Raw genomic sequence first — 22545 nt, forward strand, 5'->3', positions numbered from 1 at the left:
AGCCTGACCCGCGGAATCTCGACCTCCTGGATGATCTGCTGGTCGGTCTTCCCGACCCCGACGACCGGATGACGGCAATCGGCCGTCGTGCTGGTGGTGTTGGGCACTACTGGGGCGCTTTCTGCGATCCACTCGTCGTGCAGTTCGAAGAGCACGGCGGTGACCAGTCGCAGGAGCGCGTCGTCGTTGGGGAAGACCTGGACGACGTCGGTGCGGCGCTTGACCTCGCGGTTGATTCGCTCCAGCGGGTTGGTGGACTGGATCTTCTTCCAATGTCGCTCGGGGAATGCCGCGAAGGCGGTCAGGTCGTCGGCGACGATGTCGAGCTGGGTGCGGACCGCGTCGGCGGTGGACTGGGCGAAGATCGTGCGGATCGTGGCGGCGGCCATCTCGGCCGCTTCCGCCGACGGTGGGTCCCGAGCGGTTTCCCGTGGACGGCATCGTCCTGCACGTCAACGGGGAGCTGATCCATCACGGCGCCGAGATTTCCCTGCTGCGCGACCTCTACCGCTGGCAGGACGGAGCCGTACCGCGCCGAATATGACTTTCCGGTGAGAGACCACCCCACGGCCGACGGGCACAGCCTCGGCTGGAGCTGTTCCGCCGGCTGTCGTACTGCAACCGGCGCCGTCGGCATTCCACATCACGTACGCTGTCACTCGTCGCATGAAACCCGGTGTCCACTCCCGGGATCAACCCCAACGGCTCTTCACCCGACCTTGGTTCCAGGGACGGGACCCACACGTTCTGGAGGCTGCGATGACGACCGAACCGGGTGCCCTGCCCGAGGCTCTTCAGCCCGTGTCGGTACCGAGCTGGCTGGACCAAGTCCGCGAGGTGCTTGCCGAACCGGTGGCCGTCCACGACGGATGGGGGCACTCCGTGGCCGTGGTGCCCTTCGCCGCGGTCCACCACTGGCATGCCGGTGCGGTGGCGGATCTCATCGCCGAGGCGGTAGCCCGGCACGGTGCGGACGCTGCCCCGCACGACGCCCTGCGCGCCGTACACGCGCGCGCGGCAGCCGGCGAACCGATCGCTGAGGACGTGTGGTCGGCGGTGCTGCGGCCGGCGTTGCGCGAGGTGTATCGGATGGCCTATCCCCGCCTGCGGGTGCACGCGCGGGCGTCGTCGGCCGCGGCCTCCTTCGCGCGCTCGCGCGGCTGGTCCGCGGACGAGGCCGACCGCTATGGCGAGACCTACGCGCGCATGAACACGGAGGTGAGCGATCGCGTGCACGCGGAGGCGAACGCCATCGCGAACGCCGCCGCGTACGCAGGTGCCTTCGCTGCCGGGGATGCGCAGGAGTACGCCCGCGCCTGGCCGTTCGCCGTGGTGCGGGCCTGGATCGCCGCGTACGCGGGACCGGACGGCACTGCGGGGCCGGCGGCCGAGGAGGCCCGGGTGCGCCTTCGGGACGGCCTCGCCGACGCGGTGAGGCGCACCACCCCGTGAGCAGGCGACGACGCCTCACCGGGTCGTGCGGTCAGCCCTTGACGGGGCCGCCGTTGATGGCGACGCGCTGGCCGTAGCGGGCGTAGGGGTAGTAGTCGTACGTCGCGTGGTGCTGGACGCAGCGGTTGTCCCAGAAGACGAGGGTGCCTGGAGTCCAGCGCACGCGGCAGTGCAGGACCGGTCTGCGGGCGACGATGTCGAAGAGCATGTCGAGCAGGGCCTGGCTCTCCTGGGCGGAGAGCTGCGGGATGCGGCTGGTGTAGGCCTTGTTGACGTAGAGCAGCTTGCGGTCGGTCTCGGGGTGCCGGGCGACGAGCGGGTGTTCGCTCTTGGGGATGACGTAGTCCGCGGGCGGGGTGTAGCCCGCCAGGGCCTGGGCGCCGTCGTGGATGGCGGTGAGCGGGTCCAGCAGGGAGCGCATGGCCGGCGAGAGCATCTCGTAGGCGAGGTGCATGTTGGCGAAGAGGGTGTCCCCGCCGCAGCCCGGCTCGGGGATCTCGGTGATGTAGAGCATCGACCCGAGCGACGGTTCCGCGTCGGCGGTGCCGTCGGCGTGCCAGCCGTTGCCCGCCACGTTCGCGGCGGCCGACGTCGTGCGGATCTCCAGGATGTAGGGGTCGCCCTCGGGCGGCGGCGGGTTGACGGGACGCAGCTCGCCGAATGCGCCGGCGAAACGCTTGTGGTCCTCGGTGGTGATCGTCTGGTCGCGGAAGACGAGGACGTGGTGGTCGAGGAAGGCGGTGCGTATCTCGTCCAGTTGCTCGGCCGGGATCTCCTTCGACAAATCCACGCCCGAGACCTCCGCGCCCAGTACGGGGGTGATCCGCTCGACCGTGAGGGTGTGGTAGGGGTGCACGGGACGCGTGGTCACCGCTTCCAGTGCTTCGCGTTCGTATGGCTCCATGACGTCCTCCGGAGGGGGGTGGGGGTTACAGGCTTCGGTCGAGCAGTTCGGCGAGGATGATGCGGCCGAAGGCGAGGTTGCCATGGATCTCGTCGTCGGCCTCGCACAGCTCGGGGCGTTGCAGTCCGTCCGGACCGGTGGTCCGGTGGCGCAGGTCCACGATCTCGACCCCGAGGTCTGTCACGGCCAGCCGGATGCTTTCCTGCGCGGCCATGAACACCGCCGGATCGGACTGGCCGGGGACCCGTTGCGGCGGCATCACCGCGAGGACACGCAGCCCGAGGCCTACGGCGTGTGCATAGAAGGCGAGGGCGTCCCGCACGGCGGCGCGCACGATGGCGTCGAACAGGGGTCCGGCGAGGAAACCCGGCACGACGGCACCCGAGCGGTCGCGATAGAGGTCCCAGTTCTCCCGCAGCGCGACGAAGTGCGCGCAGAAACCGAACGTCGCGACCAGCGGGACGCCCAGCCCGGCGAGTGCGTCGACGCCGAGTTCCTTGAGGAAGCGGCGGTAGTGTTCCTCGGCCTCGTCGGCGCGGAAGACGACGTCGGGGCCGCCGGGGGTGTCGCGGGGGGTGAAGAAGCTGTCGGTGAACTCCCGGCCGGCGCCGATGGGGCCGCCCTGGAACGGGATGCCCGCGTTCTGGGCCGCTCGGCCGATCGGTCCGGCGTGGGAGTCGCCGAGCAGCAGGAACCTAGCGGGGGCTGTAGTAGTCAAGGACGGCGTCCTCACAGGCGGCATCTGTCGAACGGGCGGTGGTGTCGCGGGCGGAGTGCGGTTGCGTGGGGCGGTGGTGGAGTCCGGCCACGAAGTGCCGCATCACGAAGTCGACTCCCTCGGGGGTCACGGTGCGCTGGTTCGGGCCGAAGAACCTGCCGCCGAAGACCGGGCCGGTGATGAGTTCGTAGGACGGGAAGTAGTCCACGTCCGGGTCCTCCAGGGCGAGTTGCCCGGCGACCGCGCGCAGCACGGACTTGGTGTATCCGTTGGCGGGGAGTGCGTGACCTCCGGTGGCGGTCGCGGTCAGCGGCTGCGGTGACACCGTCAGCAGGATACGCAGACCGTGGTTGACCCGGCGTGCCATCGCGATCGCCTCGGTCATGTCCCGGTGCGCCTCGACGAAGGTGAAGTTGTGCAGCGTGTACCGCTCGGCGTCGAAGGTGCCGCGCACGGTGCCCGGGCAGGTGGGGTGCACAGTGCCGTCAGCGGTGTCGCGCCATGCCTCCGTCAGTCCCATGGTGAAGACCAGGCAGCTCGCCGTGGTGACGGCGGTACGGATGGCGGCCAGGGTGACCTCACGTGCCCGCAGCATCTCGGCCGGGGAGGCGAAGCCGTCGGGTTCGATCGCGGGGCGGAACGGGTCGACGTAGCGGTCGCCGTCGGGCCAGGCCTCCTCGGGCGGCTGCGCGTGGCCGAGGGCCCATGACAGCCACTGGCGCAGCACGGCGGGGGTATAGATGTTGCCGGTGCGGAAGGAGAAGGCGCCGTAGCCGCGGTCCTGGCGCTGCTGCCGGGTCAGGCCGGGCGGGGCGGGTTCGGCGTCCAGCCAGTTCATTCCCGAGTCCAGCAGGGCCCTGCCGATCTGTGCGGCGAAGCAGGAGCCCGCGGTGACCACCGGGTCGTCCTGGCCGAGGGCGAACTTGGGTGTCCAGACGTCCTCGATGTCCAGTGGTTCGGGCTCGGCGACCGCGGGCCGCCAGAACGACCTGACGGGCAGGGACTGGTAGGGGTTCACTGGGCGCGCTCCGATTCTTGCTCGCGGCGGGACCGTGCACCGGCGGCCGGGTCCGACAGCGTTGCCGTGATGGTCTCGGTCACCGTGTGGACATGGGGTGGCGCGACGATGCCGTAGTGGTCGGTGGGCAGGGATCGCCGTACGGCGGAAGGGGGCAGGCAGGTACTCCACTGCCGGTCCGTCTCCTGCGGGTCGCCGGGTGCGGGCACACCCGCTGTGGGCTGTTCGGCCAGCCACAGGAATGTGGGGACGGAGGCGAGCGGCCGCACCCGGTGCTCGCCCATACTGCGCAGGTTCGCCCGGCAGCAGCGGGCCAGCCTCGCGGCGTACGCCTGCGCGTGTTCTGCCGGCACCGGCGAGGCGCCGGTGCCGAGTTCGGCGGCGAACACCTGCTCCAGGTGGGTCTCGTCGTAGGCGGCGACCAGCGCCTCCGCCCGGGGCGGCGGCGGGTCCAGCAGGTAGAGGGCCTCCAGCGGCTGCCCGCCCGACTCGGCCAGGCCGGCCATCTCCATGGCCACCCGGGCGCCGTAGGACCATCCGGCCAGGTACAGCCGGTGGCCGGAGCCGCCGAAGCGGTCGCGCAGTGCCGCGTCGTAGTGCCGGGCGCGTTCGGCCAGCGACCATGCGGGCATCCCGGCGTCGCGAAGTGCCGGATCGGCGATGAGGCACACGGTCGGTGCGGGCCCGAGCGCCGCCGCCAGCGGCCGGTAGGCCTGGATGTCGCCGCCCACGGGGTGCACCAGGCACAGGACGGCGGATCCGGTTCCCTCCTGCCAGATGTCGAGGACGACCCGGGAAGCGGTGTTCCCGGTCGCCCCGGCGGTGGGCCCGACGGGGGTGAGGGCCGCCTCGATGTGTTTGAGGATCTCGGTGAGGCTGACCCGGTGGCTGAAGGCGGCCAGGTCGAATGCGACGCCGTAGTCGTCCTCGATCCGGGCGATCAGGCCGAGCAGGGTCAGCGAGTCGGCGCCCAGGTCGTACAGGGAGTCGTCCGGGTCCAGTTCGTCCACGCCCAGCAGGTCCCGGACCACGCGGGCCATGGCGCCGGCCCGTGCCTCGGCACCGTCCGGGTCCGAGGGCCGGCCCTCGCCGTCCGCGTCGTACGCCGGACCCGGCGGTGCGCCGAGCGGTTCCGGCCGGCCGTCGGCGCTGGGGGCGTAGAACGCGCGGGAGACATCGATGTCGGTGGTGGAGACGAGGAGCTGCGGCAGTTGCAGGGCCAGGGCGTGGGCGAAGACCGCCTTGCCCTCCTCGACCGTCAGACCGACGGCCAGGTGGGCCTGGTGGCGGCTGTCCTCGGCCAGGACCCGGGTCGCCATTCCGGTCTCGCGCCAGATGTCCCAGTCGATGCCGATCCGGACGGTCGTCTCCGTCTCTGTGGCGCGGTGGTGGGCGAAGCCGTCGAGCAGGCTCGCGCCGGCCGCGTAGTCGCTCTGGCCGACGCCGCCGAGCAGGGCGGACATCGAGGAGCAGTAGACCGCGACCTCCGGGTGGAAGGCCTCGATCAGCTGCTCCACGACGAGTGCGCCGTTCTCCCGGGCCGCGGCGGCGTCGCGCATCGCGCTGGCGTCGCGTCGTACGAGCAGCCCGCCGGATCCGAGGCCGGCCGCGTGGATCACGCTGTCCAGCTGTTGTGTGTGTCCGGCGACGGCGGCCGTCACCTCGTGCACGGGCGTGACCGCCAGGTCCGCTGCGACGAGGCCGACGCGATCGGTCCAACGGGCCAGTTCCGAGGGCAGTTGCGGATTCCTCGACAGCAGCAGGACCCGGCCGCCGGTGTGCTCCAGCAGCCAGGCGGCGATGGCGCGGCCTATGCCGCCGGTGCCGCCCAGTACCAGATGGACGGTGTCCGCGCCGGACGGCGGGAGCCGTGTGCCGGACGGCACCGGCACGGGCGTGGTGCCCGGTCGCCACCAGTAGCCCTGCCGGAGCGCGAGCTGCCGGGGCAGTGCGGGGCCGCCGGCAGATCCGGCTCGGCGTGCTTCGGCGACCGCCGAGGCCACGTGTCCGGCCCAGCGGGTGAGGACGCCGTCGGGCAGGTCCAGCCAGTGGCCGTCCAGGGCACCCTCCTGGGGGGCGACCTCGACGGGCCCGGCGAGGAGCGCCAGTTCGGGCCTGTCCACCGCTCCGCCCACGGGCCGGGCGCCGTACGACAGCCACCACACGCGCGGGGAGCCGGTCCGCCCGGACAACGCCCGGGCCAGGGCCGCGGTGGTGTCCAGGCAGGCGTGGCGGGCGTGTTCCAAGGTGCCGGGACCGACCGGCCCCGTCACGTCCAGGGGCAGGGCGTGCACCCATTCCGCGTCGGCCAGGCCGTCGTCGGCGCCGTCCTCGGACAGCGCGTCGAGCAGCAGGCGCAGGGACGCCGGGTCGGCCGGGTCGGCCTCGAAGGCGTCGGGTCCCCTGCGGGCGAAGGTGCCGGACGGGTGTACCCGCACCACCCGCGACGCCACGGCCCCGAACGGTGCGAACGCTGTCTGTGGCGTGCTCGCGGCGGCCACGATGACGACGACGGACGCGCGGCCGGCCGGTGCGGCGGTGCCCGTGGTGGTGGCACGGCGCTGCCGGACCCAGTGCGGTTGGTGCAGCCAGTCGGACTGCGGCAGCCGCTGGGGTCCCGCGGCCGCGGCCTCGGGCGTGCGGTCGAAGTCGTAGTGCGCGAGCGCGAAGGACGGGGGCGGGAAGTCCCAGGGCGCCGGCGCCGGGCCCGGTCGCCAGGCCACGGGCTTTCCGGCGGTCCAGTCCTCGGCGATGTCCTGTGCCGTGCGGCCGGCGGCCGGAACCGTCGCGGCGTCCGGGTCCGCGATGCCGTGCGGGACCTCGCCCGCGGCCACCGCGCGCAGCCAGCGCACCGCGGCCGCGGCGTCCGCGACGGGTGCCGCCGTCCGCAGGCGGCGGGCCGCACGTCCGGCCTGCAGGTGACGCAGCACCGACTCGTGGTGTTCCGGCCGCAGTTGGAGGTAGTCGGCGATCCGGGCGGCGTCGGCGGCGAGGGCGTCCGTGCTGGAGGCGGAGAGCACCAGGCACCCGGGTACGTCGCCGGGTGCGGCGGCGCCGGTCCCGGTGTCCTGTTCCACGACGACGTGGGCGTTGGTGCCGCCGATCCCGAAGCTGCTGACCGCGGCCACCCGTTCGCGTCCCCCGGGCCAGGGCGTGGCCCGGGTCGGCACATGGAAGGGGGCGGGGTCGGGTCCGATCTCCGGGTTGAAGGCGCGGAAGTTGATGGTGGGCGGGACGGTGCCGTGGTGCACGGCGAGGACGGCGCGCACGAGGCCCACCACGCCCGCGGCCGCACCCATGTGGCCGAGCTGGCTCTTGACCGAGCCGAGCGCGCAGCGACCGGACTCGCTCACACCGAACGCCTGGCGGAGCGCGCTGACTTCGATGGGGTCGCCCAGCCGGGTGCCGGTTCCGTGTGCCTCGACGTAGCAGAGGTCCGCACCGGTGCGTCCGGCGCGGGCCAGGGCGGTACGGATCACCTCGCGCTGCCCGGCCAGGGACGGCGCGGTGTAACTCATCTTGGCCGCGCCGTCGTTGTTGATCGCGGAACCTGTGATCACCGCGTAGACGGTGTCGCCGTCGCGGCGTGCCTGCCGCAGTGGTTTGAGGACCACGACGCCGACACCGCTCGCGCCGACCGTTCCGGTCGCGTCGTCGCTGAAGGGCCGGCAGTCGCCGTCGGCGGAGAAGATGTGCTGCGGGCGGTAGCGGTAGCCGCCGGTCAGCCCCGGGTCGACGAGCACCCCTCCGGCGAGCATCACCTCGGCCTCGCCCTGCCGGAGCATGCCGGCCGCGAGGTGCACGGCGACCAGGGAGCTGGAGCACGCCGTCTGGGCGCTGAAGGCGGGACCGGTCAGCCCGAGGTGGTAGGCCACCTTGGTGGCCAGGAAGTCCTTCTCGTGGTGCAGGGCGAGCTGGAAGCCGTCGGGCAGCCGGCCGGGGTCCGCCTCGCGCAGCATGGACTGGAAGTAGGTGCTCTCCCCGGCGCCGGCCACCAGTCCCACGCGCGTGGTGGACGTGTCCGCGACGCCGGCGTGGGCCAGGGCCTGCACACTGGCCATCAGCAGGTGACGCTGCTGGGGGTCCATCAGGCGGGCTTCCTGGGGGCTGATGCCGAAGTGGCCCGGGTCGAAGCCGAGCATCCCGTCGAGCGTGCTGTGCGCGCCGATGACGCCCTCTGGGGCGTCGACCCGGCGGATGCCGGTGCCGCCGGAGACCACCAGGTCCCAGAAGGCCGCCAGGTCCAGGGCGCCGGGCACCCGCACCGCCATGCCGACGACCGCGATCGGTTCGCCGGCCTCCGGGGCTCGGCCGACCTCCACGGCCGGCGCGGCAGGTGTCCGGCGGTCGCGGTGGTCGTCCCCGGCGAGGTGGCGGGCCAGGGAGCGGACGGTGACGTGCTCGAACAGGTCCGCGACGCCGAAGCGCAGACCGAGTTCCGTCGTGCAGCGCAGATGGAAGCGCATGAGAACGAGGCTGGAGGCACCCGCCTCGAAGAAGGTCTGGTCCGGTTCGATCGTCGCCCCGGTGACCTCCTCGAAGGCGGCGGTGAGCCGCTCCTCCTCGGCCGACAGCCAGGTGCGGGCGGGCGCCGAACGGCGCAGCTCCTCGCCCGGCGCCCGAAGCGCCGCCTTCCGGTCCAGCTTGCCGCTGGGGGTGCGCGGCAGCCTTTCCAGCATGCGGAAACGGTCCACGCGCACGTAGGAGGGCAGCAGAGCGGAGAGATGCGCGGTCAGGTCGTCGGCGGACGCCGGCTGACCGCGGAACTCCAGGCAGGCCGTCAGCCGGTCGCCGTCACGTGCGACGACGGCGCTGACCACCGCCGGATGGCGCAGCAGGGCCGCTTCGACGGAACCGAGTTCCAGCCGGTGCCCGCTCAGCTTGATCTGCTGGTCGTCGCGGCCCGCGTAGTGCAGCAGGCCCTCGCGGTCGAACCAGGCCCGGTCCCCGCTGCGGTAGAACAGGCCCTCGCCGGGCATCTCGACGAAGCGGGTGTCGTCGACAGCGGGTTCGTCGAGGTAGCAGCGGGTGGTCATGGTGCCGCCGATCAGCAGCTCGCCGGTGCACCCGGGCGGAACCGGGTCGCCCTGGGCGTCCACCACGCGCAGGTCGGCGCCGGCCACCGGGCGCCCGATGGCGGGCCGCTCGGGCCACTGACCCGGATCGCCCTCCAGGCACAGGGCACTGACCACGTGCGTCTCGGTCGGCCCGTAGTGGTTGAACAGGCGGGCGCCGGGCAGTCCGGCGAACCAGCGGCGGATGGTGTCGGTGCACACCAGCTGCTCGCCCGCGGTGACCACCTCACGCAGCCGGGAGGGGAACCTGCCCAGGCGGACCCCGTACTCGGCGAGCAGTTGCAGGGCCACGTAGGGCATGAAGATCCGCTCGGTTCCCGCGGACTCCAGCCGCTCCAGCAGCGCGGGGGCGTCCTGACGCCACTCGGGGCGTATGAGCTGCAGGCTGCCGCCGGTGCACAGCGTCCCGAAGATCTCCTGGAACGACACGTCGAAGGCCAGCATCGAGAACTGCTGGGTGACCGCCGGGGCGGTCAGGCCCCCGGAGAGGGACTGCCACCGGATCAGATCGCACAGCGTGCGGTCATGGACCTGGACGCCCTTGGGGACGCCGGTGGAGCCTGAGGTGAACAGTGTGTACAGCGGTCGGGTGCCGTCGTGCGTGCGTGCGTCGTACGGCACCGTCGCCCCGGCGTCCGGCCGCGGCGCCGGGTCCGTCAGGGCCACGAGGTGCCGGTCCACGCCGTGGGCGAGCAGCGTGTCCAGTGCCGGCGCGGCGTCAGGCGTGACCAGGACGCACAGCGGGTCGACCCGCTCCAGGACGCGGCGCAGCACCTCGACCGGGTAGGAGGGGTCGAGGGGGATGGCGGTGACGTTCAGCCGCGCCAGCGCCAGCAGGGCCACTACGTGCTCGGCGGACGGGTCCAGGTACAGGGCTGCCCGGCAGGGGCTGCCGTCCGCCGGGATCGGGTAGCGGTCGGCCAGGTCGGCGGCGAGGACCGCGGCGCGGGCGTCCAGCTCCGCGTAGCTCAGGGTGTCTCCGTCGGCGGTGACCACGGCCGGGGCGTCCGGGGTGCGGGCGACCTGTCGTGCGAAGCCCTTGGCGATCGTGGTGAAGCCCGGTTCCGGGGCGGCCCCGCGCCCGTGTTCCGGCAGGGACCGACGGTACGGCGCGACCAGCTCCCGCGCGGTGGAGCGGCCACCGGAGGCGAGCGCGTCCACGCCCCGCCGCAACAGGTCGGCCATCGCCTCGACGGCCTGGTCGGTGAAGCGGTCCTCGGCGTACTCCCACAGCACGTCGAGGCCGTCGGGGTGCTCGACGACGGAGACCGTCAGCGGGCACTTGGCCTCGGGCGCGGCCCACCACAGGGGGCGCTGGACGCAGCCGGGCAGCCGCAGCGCCCCGAAGTCGGTGTTCTCCAGAACGAACAGGACATCGAACGGGGTGCCGTCGCCGACAGCCTCCCAGCCGGTCAGCACGTCCGCGAGTGCCACGTCCTGGCGTCGCAGCACCTCCACCGTGCCGGCCCCGGTGCGGGCGAGCTGCGAGCGCAGGTCCTCACCGGGCGCGACGGTCACGGGCAGCAGCACGGTGTTCGCCAGCATGCCCACGCTGTCCTCGAACTCGCGTACCGGGCGGTTGGCGACGGGGGCGGCGATGCGCGGGCGGACCAGGCCGGTCACGCCGTACAGGCTCCAGGAGAACACGCCCAGCAGCACCTGGAAGCGGGTCAGCCCGAGTTCGGCGCAGAGCCGGTCCACTGCGGCCCGGCGCACGACGTCGAGGGAGGTCTGCAGCAGCCGTGCCCGCGGTGCCGGGTGCGCGTCCTCGGCGGGCAGCGGTTCCTGGGGCTCCTCCAGGTCCTGGTAGTACGCCAGGAGTTCGTCGCGCTGTGCCTGGTAGGCCGCCGTGGCGAACCAGTCGTTCTGCCAGGCGGCGAAGTCCAGCGGGTTCGGCGCGGATGCCGTCTTTCGGCCGGCTTCGCCGTCGCTGTCGTCGCCACCGCTGTCGGTGTCGGCGTCTGTGGTCTCGGCGTAGGCGGCGGACAGGTCCTGGAGCAGGACGCTCAGCGACCAGCCGTCGACGGCGATGTGGTGCAGGTGCAGCAGAAGCGTTCCGCCGCCGTCGCGCGGCAGCCAGCAGGCACGCAGCATGCGGGGTACGGCGAGGTCGAACGGCTCGGCGAAGAAGGTGTCGGCGAAGGCGTGCGCTTCCTCCTCGTCCCATGCCTGCAGCGTGCCCTGATCGTGCCAGGGGTCGTACGGTTCGCCGACTGTCTGCCGGAGTCCGTCGGCCCCGGGAGCGAAGCCCGTGCGCAGGGCCGCGTGGCGTGCCACCAGGGACCGCAGCGCCCGCCGGAGGGCAGCGGTGTCGACGGGTCCGTCCACGCGGAACGCCTGATGGACGGAGTACGCCCGGGAGCCCGGGGCGCGGCGCTGCAGCAGCCAAAGCCGCTGCTGCTCGCTCGTGGCGGCTGCCGACAGGGCGCCGGTGATCACCGGCGCCGGACAGGTGCTCTGCTCGCCGGGGCGGCCCGTGGTGACGGCCTGGGCGATTGCGGCCAGGTCCCCGTGGAGGACGGCCGCCTGCGTCAGGTCGCGGCCCCACCGCTGCCGGACGGCGAAGCAGAACCGCAGGGCCTTCAACGAGTCGCCGCCCGCGGCGATCCACCGGTCGCCGAGCCCGAGGCCGGTCGTCCCCAGGATCTCCTCGGCCAGCTCCAGGACCTCGCGCTCCGTTCCCGTCGCCGCCGGTCCGTCGGAGGCGGCCGGCCGCCAGGGCCGGTCGGCCTGCTCCAGCAGCGCGGCCTGGTCCACCTTTCCGTTGGCGTTGAGTGGCAGTTCCGTCACGAGATGCATCTGGTGCGGCCGCATGTAGGTGGGCAGGTGGGCCGCGAGGTGGCGGTCGAACTCCTCGTAGGACAGCTCCCGTTGCAGGACGACGAACGCCAGCAGTTCGTTCGGCCCCTCCTGACCCGCGCGGCGCGTGCAGACGTAGGCCTGCCGGACCGCCGGGTGGGCCAGGACCTGCCGTTCCACCTCACCGGGCTCGATCCGGAAGCCGCGGACCTTGACCTGGCGGTCGGTCCGTCCGACGTACTCCACCAGGCCCTCGTCGTCGGCTCGTACGAGGTCACCGGTGCGGTAGTACCGCTCCTCGCCGCCGTCGAGCCATGCGAGCCGCACGAAGCGCCGCTCGGTCTCCTCGGGGAGGTTGCGGTACCCGACCGCGAGTCCGGCGCCGCTCAGCAGGAGTTCGGCGACCTCGCCGGGTGCGGCGATCCTCTCCTGGCCCGGCACGACCAGAACGGCACCGGTCTGCGGCAGGGGCCGGCCGATCGGCACCACGTCACCGGCGAAGTCCCGCGGGATCGGGTGGCACAGGGCGAAGGTGGTGGACTCCGTCGGCCCGTAGACGTTGAACAGGCGGGTGCCGCTGTCGGGGTTGTCCCGGTACCAGCGGCGCATCACCCGGGGGTCGACCCGCTCACCGCCCACCAGAACCTCGCCGGCCGCGGCGAAGCAGTCCGGCACGGCCGTGACCACCGCGTTGAACAGCGCGGTCGTGACGAAGGCGGTGTCCACCCGCTCGCGCCGCAGTGCCGCGGCGAGCCGTTCGGGGGTCTGCACGTCCCCCTCGCGCAGGATCACACAGCAGCCGCCCGTCAGCAGGGGGGTCCAGACCTCGAAACTCAGCGCGTCGAACGCCGGATTGGCCAGACAGGCGTAGCGCAGACCTGGCTCGACCCGGATGTAGCCGGGCCGCGCCAGCCGCATGACTCCGGCGTCGCGGACCTCGACGCCCTTGGGCCGCCCGGTCGTTCCGGAGGTGTAGAACAGGAAGGACACCTCGGACGCCTCGCCGGCGGCGGCCGGCGCGGGCACCGTGTCCACGGCCTCCGGGAGTCGGGTCAGCAGAGAGTCCACGGTGATCGCCTTCACGCCCCGCACAAGCTCGGGGATGCTCTCGGGATCGGCGTGCACCAGGGCGGCCGCCGCGGAATCCTCCAGGATGAAACGGCGGCGTCCGACCGGGCTCTGTGTGTCCAGCGGCACCACCTGGGCACCCAGCCGCAGAATGCCCAGCATCACGCAGACCAGACGCCACGAGCGCGGCAGCGCCACCGCCACGGCCTGTCCGGGAGTCACGCCCAGGCGGCCCAGCGCCTCGGCCACGGCGGCGGCCGCGGCGTCCAACGCCGCGTAGTCCAGCCGTACGTCGCCGTCGGTCACCGCTTCCGCCCGGGGTGTGCGCAGGGCCTGGCGGTGTATCTCCAGCGCGAGCCCGGCCGGTGCACCCGGGTCCTCGGTCACGCCGGCGGGGGATGTCTCGACGCGCGGTTCCATCATTCCTCCGGCGTGCAGGAAAGGGCCGGGCGCTCCGTCACGGCCGCGCGGGGGCCGGTTGCCAGCCGGTCCAGTTCGGCGGCGAGGACGGCGGCGACGCGTGGCAGCTCGTCGCTCTCCAACATGTCCCAGTGACCGCAGGCCACCGGCTCGACCAGGAATCCGCCGCTGACGCGGCGCCGCCAGAAGGCGCGCAGGCGGTCGGCCGCGTCGGCGCCGTCCTCGTCGTCCACGGCTGTCGCCTGCATCAGCACGACACGGGCGGGCGATTCGGGTACGGCGTAGTCGCGCGCGGTCTCGCGATGGTGGTTGTACACGGTCAGGTACCGGGCCACCTGGTCGTCGTCGATGCCCGGGTACATGCCGTTGAAGCGCACCAGCTTCTCCCGGAACTCCGCCATGCCGACCGGCTCGGTGGCGGCGTGCCGCTCCGCGTCCTCCGCGCCGTGGGTGTCGAGCAGGACCACGCTCACCCTCTCGTGCCCGGCCGCCACCAGGAGGCGGCCCATCTCGTACGCGACCAGGCCGCCGTAGGAGAGCCCGCACAGCACCAGTGCCTCGTCCGGGCGGGGATCGACGAGCCGCAGATACTCCCGGGCCATCGCCTCGACACCGGGCAGGGTGGACTCGCCGGGGTTGATGCCGGGCGCCTGGAGTCCCACCACGCCGACCTCGTCGGGAAGCGCCGTGGACAGCGGCAGGTAGCAGAACGCGGTGCCGCCGGCCGGGTGCACGCACACCACGCGCTGCCGGCCGTCGCCGGCGCGGAACTCCACCAGGCTGCCGGGTTCCGCCGGCTGTCGGGGCTCGGCCCCGTCGCTGCGCACCCGCTCGGCGAGCGCCTCGATGGTGGGGTGCAGCATGACGTCCCGGACCGGCAGCATCACGCCGAGTTCGTCCTGGACGGCGGACGCCATCTTGATCGCCGAGATCGACGTGCCGCCGAGTTCGAAGAAGTTGTCGCCGATCCCGACGTCCGGGTGCAGCAGCACGCGCCGCCAGATCCGGTACAGCGCCATCTCGACGTGGTCGCGGGGCGCGGCCGTGTTGACCCGCCCGGAGCGGGCCCCCGCCGTGGCGCGCAGCACTGCCGTCCGGTCCACCTTGCCGTTGCGGTTCAACGGAAGCCGCGGGAACTCGGCCACCACGACGGGGATCATGTAGTCCGGCAGGCGGTCCTTGAGCGCCGCGCGCCACTCGTACGGCGTCCGCGTCGCTCCGGCGTCACATCCCACACCGGCGACCAGCTGGGGGCCGCCGGGTGTGTCGCGGTCGGCCAGCACCACGGCCTCCCGCACACCGGGCACCGCCAGGAGTGCTGACTCGACCTCGCCGGGTTCGATGCGGAAGCCGCGCAGCTTGAACTGGTCGTCTCGACGGCCGACGTACTCGGCGTTGCCGTCCGGCAGCCAGCGCGCCAGGTCGCCGGTGCGGTAGACGCGTTCACCGGGCACGAAGGGGTCGGGGAGGAAGCGCTCGTCGGTGAGGTCCGGCCGGTTCAGGTATCCGCGGGCCAGGCTCGCTCCGCCGAGGTAGACCTCACCGGTGACCCCCACGGGTACCGGGCGCATGCGGTCGTCGAGCAGGTACAGGCGGGTGCCGCGCAGCGGCCGGCCGATGGGGCACGAGCGCTCGTACGGCTGCGGGTCGGTGTAGGCGGTCGAGTAGAGCGTGGCCTCGGTGGGGCCGTAGCCGAAGCAGATGCGAAGACCGGGCAGCAGCTCGCGCATGCGGTGCAGGGCGCGCTCGGGCAGTGACTCCACTCCGGTGAGGAGGTGACGCAGGCTCAGCCCGGCCAGTCGCGCGCCCGGATCCTCGTCGATCCACAACACGTAGGAGGGGGGAAGGAAAGCCTGGGTGACCTTGTGTTCACGCAGCCACTCCATGAGGGCCGCCGGGTCGCCCCGCAGCTCGTCGGGAACCACGTGGAGCACGGCCCCGGAGGTCAGCGGCATGAGGAGTTCGTGCACCGACGCGTCGAAGCCGATGCTCGACCAGGCCGAGGACGCCTCACCGCGGGCGTCTCCCATGAGTTCACGCCAGTGGTCGAAGAGATTGACCACGCTGCCGTGCGTCACCGCAACGCCCTTGGGACGGCCGGTCGACCCCGACGTGTAGATGACGTAGGCGAGCCGGGTCGGGTCCGCGTCGATGGCCGGTGCGGCGTCGTGCGTTCCCTCGGCCTCCACCTTCTCCAGGTTCTCCCACCGCTGCCGGTCGTCGCCCGCGGTGTCCGCCTGGTCGGTCAGCACGAGTGCCGGTGCGGCGTCGCTCACCATGGCGGTGAGCCGTTCGGAGGGCTGTCCGGGGTCCAGGGGCAGGTAGGCGGCGCCGGCCTTGAGGATGCCGAGCACGCCGACGACGAGTTCGGCCGTGCGCCCGGCGTGCAGGGCCACCACGTGGTCGGGCCGGACACCGCGCGCGATCAGTGCGTCGGCGAGCCGGTTGGCCCGGCGGTCCAGCGTCGCGTAGTCCAGTTGCGTCTCCCCGGTCACCACCGCGGGCTGTCCCGGCCGTTCCCGCACCTGCGTCGCGAACCGCTCCAGCAGGCCTGCGGGTGCCGTCACGGTCACGGCGGGCCCCGCGCTGAAGGTGGCGAGGAGTTCGCGCTGTTCGTCCTCGTCCAGCAGCGTCAGATCGGCGATCCCGGCTTCCGGGCGTTCGGTCATCAGGCGCAGCACGCGCAGGAACTGGCGCACGTACCGTTCGACGGTCGTCCGGTCGAAGAGCGCCACCGCGTAGTCGATCTCGCCGGTGAGGTGCCGGCCCTCGTCGGCCAGGGCCAGGACCATGTCGAACTTCGCCGGGACGTGGGCCGCGTCCTCCCGCGGTTCCACCCGCACGCCCGGGAGTTCGAGTTCCCTCCGCATGGAGGGGACCCAGGCGAACATGGTCTGGAACAGTGCCGTGTACGCGGGGCTCCGCGGCGGGTTGACCAGTTCCACGACCCGCTCGAAGGGCAGGTCGACGTGTTTGAGGGCGTCGCGGATCCGCTGGTTCACCTGCTTGAGGGCACCGCTGACGCTGAGGGAACCGGACAGGTCCACCCGCAGGGCGAGGGTGTTGACGAAAAGGCCGATCAGGCCCTCGACGTCCCCGCGGCGGCGGTTCGACGTCGGGGCGCCGATCACGATGTCGTCCTGTCCGGAGAGCCGCGACAACAGCACGGACCAGCCGGTCATGACGGTCGCGTACAGGGAGACAGCGTTGTCATCGGCGAGGTCGCGCAGGGCCTGCGTCAGTTCCTGGTCCACGGTCACGGGCACCCGGTCGCCCTGGAAGACCTGCTCGGGCGGGCGGGGCCGGTCGGTGGGCAGGGAGAGCACGGCCGGAGCACCGGCCAGCGTGTTGGTCCAGTAGTCGGCGTGCCCGGCGGGCTCTTCCCCCGACATCCAGTCCCACTGCCAGCGGGTGTAGTCGCTGTACTGCCACGTCAATTGCGGCAGGTCCGGGTCCCGCCCCTCCTGGAGCGCGGTGTACACCAGGCCCAGTTCCCGCAGCAGCAGCGAGCGGGACCAGCCGTCGAAGACGAGGTGGTGAGCCGTCAGGAGCAGGACGTGGTAGTCCGCTTCGAGCGCCACGAGTCGGCCGCGCACCATGGACTCCTCGCCCAGGCGGAACGGGGTGCCTTCCACCTCCTGCCGCATCCGCGCGAACCGCTCGGCCGCGTCCGGCACTCCGGTCAGATCCTCGAAGGCCACCGGGAACCCGGTCTCCGGCGGATCGACGACCTGGAGCGCCGAACCGCCGGAGGGCACCAGCCGGGTGCGCAGGCCCTCGTGCCGGGCCGCGAGCAGGTGCAGCGCCTGGAAGAGCAGGTCCCGGTCCAGCGGCCCCCGGATGTCGAAGGGCATCGGCTCGTTGTAGGCGGCGCTGGCGTCTCCGTCCGTGCGCGCCATGACCCACAGCCGCTCCTGCGCCAGTGACAGGGGCGCGGGAGATTTTCTTTCGTCGGAGTGATGGGTGACTGTGGTGTGGAGGAAGGACACGAATTACCCTTCACGAGAAAAGAACGCAGCGGAATCGGATCCCGCGTTTCCGAAGGATCGAAGTTTCAGGCAAAGGCGCGCGAATGCACCCGACATGCCTGTTCCCGAAGGATCTGGCACGGCGTCCGGAATGTGCGCAGAAAAGAAATGCGTGCAGGATCTCCAGCGAGGCTTGCACTGCGGTCGATAGGCGAAGTGACGTGGTTAACGCCGGTATTGAGCCGAGGTGTCGAACATGAGTGGTCGGCTACCGAGGATCTCGAACCGATATCCGTGCCGGTTCACCGGCATCTTGCGTGATCCGTGAATGTCGCCATTTCTAATGGAAACTCCACAAAAGTGCGTCAGGTGCATCGGGGAGAGCGGTTAAAGAGGTGTCTATTTTGCTGGACTACTCTTTCCTCATTTCCGCAAATATTAAATGCACGCTGCTTGCATGGTCAACTGTGACCCATGTCACATTCTTTTGGCGATGGATTGCCGTGCGTGCGCGAACGAGCGATGTCGACACATTGGCCGAAAAAGCTGTCCCGGATGCACTTTTGGGCACCGTCAATACCTAAACGGACATCAGTTCTCGATGTCACGGGCGTGTTGCGCGGAAGTAGCGTATTTGGCCACGGAATCAGCGAACCGACCGCGACCGTTACCCACGCGCTCACCGCAGTGAGCATTCCAATGCTTCCCGGTGATCGGAAACCCCCTGACAGGCCCTGTGAACCTGCCTCACCACCCCTGCGTCACGGAGCCGGGCCATGGCGACGTCACCCGCATCGACCCGGACCTCGATGCCCCACCGGCACCGGTCCTGCCACCACAAGATCGTGGACACGAGACGTGGCCGGTCGGACAACTCGTAGCCGTCGACCGGACAACTCGTAGCCGTCGACGATCAGCCTCATGCGCCGGGCTACTTCCTCGACGTCGGTGACCGAAGGGCCCAGATCGAGGTACTGCCAGCAGACATGAGCGATATCGTGGATCCACCCGCCCGGCGCAGCAAGGTCCCAGCCGATGAACGCCGCCGGCCGAAGCTCACCACTGCATAGCTGATAGAGGTTCCCATGCCTCATGGCCATCGAGGTAACCGAGGACTTCGCGGCCCTCGTTGTCCAAACCGCGATACCGCGGAGCACCACTCCAGCCACTGGCTTCCAGCAACCTCAGCAGATCACTCACGAATTTCGTGTGACCCGAGGCTGGACGGCGCACCGTGTCTCCGACACGAACGACCGCATTGATGAAACCTCCTGGCAAGGACGACTCGGGCATCCGCCCACCTTGCCTGATCGCTCCTCCAACGCTCAATGGCTTGTCCGGCACTCGATCCGCGCCCGAGACAACTTCGCCAGATGATGTACTACTCGGACTGCCACTTACGACCAGCGCGAGCACGCCGACAGACGAGCACACCAGCACGCGTCACATCTGTTCAGCCGCCGGTTCACGGTCCAGCATGAACAAGCCCGCCCACGCCCGCCCTTTCCCGCGGGAATCGACGCGATCCGGTTGGAGCCGCCGGCACGGCCTTTGCTTCCCCCACAGCGTGGCCAGAAAGGCGCCGCAGGCGAGCGGCGCAGTACAGAAAGACGCCGCAGGCAGCAGGTGTGGGCCCGGGCCCTGCAGCGGGGAACTGCCGCGGTGGCGGTTGCCACGACGGCCTTGCGAAGCCAGGACTGCCGGGAGACGGCGGAACGCTTCATCATGTTGGCATCAGGCCGGGCACGGCGTCCCACGGCTCCTCGTCGGCCGGGGCGAGGGGCAGCTCGCGCAGCAGGTCGGCGGCGTCGGCTGGGCACAGCGGCCGCAACCGCAGCACGGGCAGGCCGAGTTCGTCGTGCGCCGACGCCATCGGATGGCCCGCGCGCACCGCCGCCGCCCTTGTGGTGGCCCAGTGGGCGAGATACGACAGCACGGCGGCCGTCGGCTGGTCGAGCCAGTGGACGGCGTCGGCGATGACCGCCACCGGGGCGGCGGCCTGAAGCTCCGTCAGCAGTGTGCGGCCGCCCGGGCCACGGACTGCGGGCTCGGGGCCGGTTTCCCGGGCGCCACGCGGCCCGAGGGCGCTGGCGAGCACGTCGGCACTCGTCCGGGCGGTCGGGTCGAGCAGGACCGAGTTGCCGACGCCAGGCTCCCCGACGACGAGGGCACCGCCGGCGCCCTCCCCCCGCCGGGGCCCGACGAGGTCGCCGAGCCGGAGCATGTCCTCGTCCCCACGACCGGACGGTGCCGGGGGCGCGGCTCAGCCGATGTACAGCACCGAGCCGACGCACCAGGCCGACCGGGAGTCACCGGGATTCTGGATCGCCCGGCTCAGCGCGGCCATGGCGCAGGCCGACGGGGTTCCGTAGTCCTTGGAGATCACCTCCGAGGCCGAGGCCGTTCCAGCGCCCGCGCACATGAGGACGGTGACCGCGGCCGCCGCGGCGGAGAACAGCTTCACCTTGTGCATGTCATGGGCTCCTGAGGTGAGTGGTGGTCGGGACCAGAAGGAGCATGGCTGGGGGACCTGCTGCCCATGTCGCGCTCGGCCCGGAATGCTCCGGCGGGAAGACAGGTGTGCCCTTACGGCCGGTTCGGACGGCGGCGCCGGCCATTCCTGCCTTGTCCCGGGCTGGAGACCGCGGCCCCGGGTGCGGCAGGAGGATCGTCGGCGCAGTGATCGCCCGCGGCGGCGATCGCGCTCGTCAAGACGTCGGCCGGTCCGAACCGCTCAGCAGCGCCGCCGCCGCGCCCCTCGCCCGGGCCACGGCCCGCTCGTCGAGGCCGCACAGCCGCAGGCACGACGACGCGATGGCGTCCGTGTCGGCCGGGTCCGGCTCGCGGGAGCGCCGTATCTGGATGACGACCTCGACCAGCTGGATCAGCAGCTCGCCGATCCGTTCGGCGGTCATGCTCCGGGTGACGTCCTCGGGCGCCGCCAGGGCGCCGAGCGCGCCGTAGCCCGCCTGGAGCCGGCCCCGCTCCGCGCGGAAGGCGTCGAACCGTTCGGCCCGCACCTCCGGCAGCAGATAGAGCGTGCCGATGTTGTAGCTGGTGCCGGAGAGGGTGCGCACGTCCATCGCGGCCACCGCGTAGAGCGCGGCGGCCGGGTCGATCCGTTCGGGCACCAGCGCCTGGATGCGCTCCACCATCCGCAGACTCGGTCGTACGGACGTGGCCAGCAGCTCGGCGAGGATGTCCTCCTTGGTGGCGAAGTGGTAGTACAGCGAGGCCTGCCGGATGCCGACGCGCTCGGCGATCATCCGCGTGCTGGTGCCGGCGACCCCGCGTTCGACGAAGAGCGCCCCGGCGGCGTCGAGTATCTGTTCCCGCGCGGAGGTGCCGGGATCGGACGGCGGCGTGTGCCGGGGCCTGCCTTGGCGGGGACGCGTCGTCGTCATGGCCCCATCCTGCCACCCCGGTGCCAGGCGCCCGCGCCGCCGCCTTCGCTCACGTGGCGGCCGTGTAGGCTCGCCAGCCGCCGAAGCGGGTGATGTCGGGCGCGCCCTCGACGGCGTACGGCTCGGCGAGGAAGCCGCTGACCCGCCGCCCGTCGGCCAGTTCCACGGTGCCGATGGTCATCGGCGGGGGAACGGCAGCGGTGAACGTCCCGAACCCGGCCGCCGGAAGCCGCCAGACCTCGCCCTCGACGCCCCGCCCCGTACCGCCTGCCGCTTCCCCGGTGACGCGGACCAGACCCGGCTTGGGCGGCTCGGTCGGCAGGGCGTACAGCCGGTAGCCGGCGGCCGTGCGCGCCGGGCCCACCAGGGTGCCGCCCGCCTGCACCACCTGGGCGTTGAGCGGCTGTCCGGTGAGGTGGGCGCCGACCACGAACAGGTCCAGCGACGGATCGGCGAACCGCTCGGCCAGGGCGGCCAGCGTGCGGTCGGAGAAGGCCGGCCCGGTGAACATCACACCGAACGGCAGGCCGTCCACGAACCCCGCGGGCACGGCGAGCGAGGCGCAGTCCAGCAGGTTCGCGAAGTTGGTGAAGCGGCCCAGCCGGGCGTTGGCCCCGACCGGGTCGGCCGCCACCTGAGCGAGGGTGGGGTGCCAGGTGGTGGTCGGGGTCAGCAGCGCCGTACAGCCGCCGAGAAGGGCGCGTCCGGCGGCGCCCAGCGCGGCCAGGCGCGCGGTGTCGGCGGCCCAGTCGGCGGCCGTCTTCTCCCGGCCGGCCAGCACGAGCGAGGCGACGGTCGGATCGAGGTCCGTGCCGATCAGGTCGCGGTGCTTCTCCAGATGCGCGCCGACGGCGGCGTACCGCTCGGCGACGAACGCGCCCCCGTACAGCAGCTCCGCGGCCTTCAGCAGCGGCGTGACGTCGGCCTCGACGATCTCCGCTCCGGTGTTCGCCAGCCGGGCGACCGCGGCGTCGAAGGCCTCGCGCCAGCCGTCGGCCAGGCCCTGAAGGTGCTCCGGGGCCGGGACGGCGATCCGAGGGCGCGCGGGAGGTGGCGGGAGCGGGGTCCCGGTGCGGGAGAGCGGGTCGGCCGGGTCCGGGCCCTCGATCAGCTCCGCCGCCGTACGGGCGAGTCGCAGGTCGCGGGCGAAGACGGTGACGCAGTCGAGGGTGTAGCAGGCGGGGACCACACCGGTCACCGGCACCAGGCCCTTGGTCGGCTTGACGCCGACGATGCCGTTGAGGGCGGCGGGCACCCGCCCCGAGCCGGCCGTGTCGGTGCCGAGCGCGAGGTCGGCGATGCCCAGCGCGACCGCGACGGCCGAGCCGGAGGACGAGCCGCCCGAGATGCGGTCCGGGTGCCAGGCGTTGCGCACCGCACCGTAGGGGCTGCGGGTGCCGACGAGGCCGGTGGCGAACTGGTCCAGGTTGGTCTTGCCGAGCACCACCGCGCCGGCCGCGCGCAGCCGCGCGGCCGCGGGCGCGTCGGCCCGCGGGACGTACGCGTACGACGGCGCGCCCGCGGTCGTGGGCAGCCCGGCCACGTCGATGTTGTCCTTGACGGCGGCCACCAGGCCGGCCAGCGGCAGCGCGGGGTCGATCCCGGCCGCCTCGTCGAGCACCTCCTCGCGCGGCCTGAGGTGGATCCAGATCTCGGGCCGGTCGGCGCTCTCGACGCGGTCGTAGGCGGCTGCCACACGTGCGGCCGGTGTCATGGCAC

The 22545-nt window shown here is 72.2% G+C and carries 10 protein-coding genes and 2 pseudogenes; 2 read left to right on the forward strand and 10 right to left on the reverse strand.

The window, feature by feature from the left end; all coding sequences use genetic code 11:
* Positions 1 to 128 precede the first annotated feature (128 nt).
* Positions 129 to 398: pseudogene (locus tag LE548_RS32970) on the reverse strand (transposase); the annotation flags it as partial.
* Between LE548_RS32970 and LE548_RS32975 the strand changes: the two are divergent.
* Together LE548_RS32975 and LE548_RS32980 are read left to right on the forward strand one after the other, a co-directional pair.
* Positions 398 to 544: pseudogene (locus LE548_RS32975) on the forward strand (DinB family protein); the annotation flags it as partial. The pseudogenes LE548_RS32970 and LE548_RS32975 sit on opposite strands and share 1 nt — an antisense overlap.
* A 215-nt stretch (positions 545 to 759) precedes the next feature.
* Positions 760 to 1452: a SpcZ gene (locus tag LE548_RS32980; RefSeq protein WP_225100675.1), complete on the forward strand. Its 693-nt coding sequence runs from the start codon at positions 760 to 762 to the stop codon at positions 1450 to 1452.
* Positions 1453 to 1483: 31 nt separating this feature from the next.
* On the opposite strand, the gene LE548_RS32985 is transcribed toward LE548_RS32980, so the two are convergent.
* The 9 genes from LE548_RS32985 to LE548_RS33025 form a co-directional block, all read right to left on the reverse strand.
* Positions 1484 to 2356, reverse strand: a complete 873-nt coding sequence (locus LE548_RS32985) for a TauD/TfdA family dioxygenase (protein ID WP_225100676.1) — start codon at positions 2354 to 2356, stop codon at positions 1484 to 1486.
* A 25-nt stretch (positions 2357 to 2381) separates the two neighbouring features.
* Positions 2382 to 3089, reverse strand: a complete 708-nt coding sequence (locus tag LE548_RS32990; RefSeq protein ID WP_225100677.1) for a hypothetical protein — start codon at positions 3087 to 3089, stop codon at positions 2382 to 2384.
* The gene (locus tag LE548_RS32995) at positions 3052 to 4092 is read right to left on the reverse strand and encodes a GSCFA domain-containing protein (RefSeq protein ID WP_225100678.1); all 1041 of its coding nucleotides are present in this window, start codon (positions 4090 to 4092) and stop codon (positions 3052 to 3054) included. Before LE548_RS32995 ends, LE548_RS32990 begins: the two co-directional genes overlap by 38 nt.
* A complete protein-coding gene (locus tag LE548_RS33000; protein WP_225100679.1) occupies positions 4089 to 13454 on the reverse strand; it encodes a non-ribosomal peptide synthetase in 9366 nt (3121 codons plus the stop codon). The genes LE548_RS32995 and LE548_RS33000 overlap by 4 nt, the downstream gene beginning before the upstream one ends.
* Entirely contained in the window at positions 13454 to 17353 is a 3900-nt protein-coding gene (locus LE548_RS33005; protein ID WP_374116204.1) for an amino acid adenylation domain-containing protein, read from the reverse strand. The genes LE548_RS33000 and LE548_RS33005 overlap by 1 nt, the downstream gene beginning before the upstream one ends.
* Positions 17354 to 19145: 1792 nt before the next feature.
* A complete protein-coding gene (locus LE548_RS33010; protein ID WP_225100681.1) occupies positions 19146 to 19646 on the reverse strand; it encodes a hypothetical protein in 501 nt (166 codons plus the stop codon).
* 39 nt (positions 19647 to 19685) lie between these two features.
* Positions 19686 to 19895 carry a hypothetical protein gene (locus LE548_RS33015; protein WP_225100682.1) on the reverse strand — a complete coding sequence of 70 codons (210 nt, stop codon included), beginning with the start codon at positions 19893 to 19895 and terminating at the stop codon, positions 19686 to 19688.
* Between the two features lie 235 nt (positions 19896 to 20130).
* Positions 20131 to 20826, reverse strand: coding sequence for a TetR/AcrR family transcriptional regulator (locus LE548_RS33020; RefSeq protein ID WP_225100683.1), 696 nt, complete (start codon positions 20824 to 20826; stop codon positions 20131 to 20133).
* Positions 20827 to 20875: 49 nt separating this feature from the next.
* Entirely contained in the window at positions 20876 to 22540 is a 1665-nt protein-coding gene (locus tag LE548_RS33025; protein WP_225100684.1) for an allophanate hydrolase, read from the reverse strand.
* Positions 22541 to 22545: the final 5 nt, after the last annotated feature.

This window comes from Streptomyces sp. CoH27, assembly GCF_020181035.1.
GTDB lineage: Bacteria > Actinomycetota > Actinomycetes > Streptomycetales > Streptomycetaceae > Streptomyces > Streptomyces camelliae.

What these genes read in the sequence shown, in the direction of transcription:
- LE548_RS32980 (WP_225100675.1), top strand. Translation starts at nt 760, where the DNA reads ATGACGACCGAACCGGGTGCCCTGCCCGAGGCTCTTCAGCCCGTGTCG.
- LE548_RS32985 (WP_225100676.1), bottom strand. Translation starts at nt 2,356, where the DNA reads ATGGAGCCATACGAACGCGAAGCACTGGAAGCGGTGACCACGCGTCCC.
- LE548_RS33000 (WP_225100679.1), bottom strand. Translation starts at nt 13,454, where the DNA reads ATGGAACCGCGCGTCGAGACATCCCCCGCCGGCGTGACCGAGGACCCG.
- LE548_RS33005 (WP_374116204.1), bottom strand. Translation starts at nt 17,353, where the DNA reads ATGGCGCGCACGGACGGAGACGCCAGCGCCGCCTACAACGAGCCGATG.
- LE548_RS33010 (WP_225100681.1), bottom strand. Translation starts at nt 19,646, where the DNA reads ATGCTCCGGCTCGGCGACCTCGTCGGGCCCCGGCGGGGGGAGGGCGCC.
- LE548_RS33015 (WP_225100682.1), bottom strand. Translation starts at nt 19,895, where the DNA reads ATGCACAAGGTGAAGCTGTTCTCCGCCGCGGCGGCCGCGGTCACCGTC.
- LE548_RS33020 (WP_225100683.1), bottom strand. Translation starts at nt 20,826, where the DNA reads ATGACGACGACGCGTCCCCGCCAAGGCAGGCCCCGGCACACGCCGCCG.
- LE548_RS33025 (WP_225100684.1), bottom strand. Translation starts at nt 22,540, where the DNA reads ATGACACCGGCCGCACGTGTGGCAGCCGCCTACGACCGCGTCGAGAGC.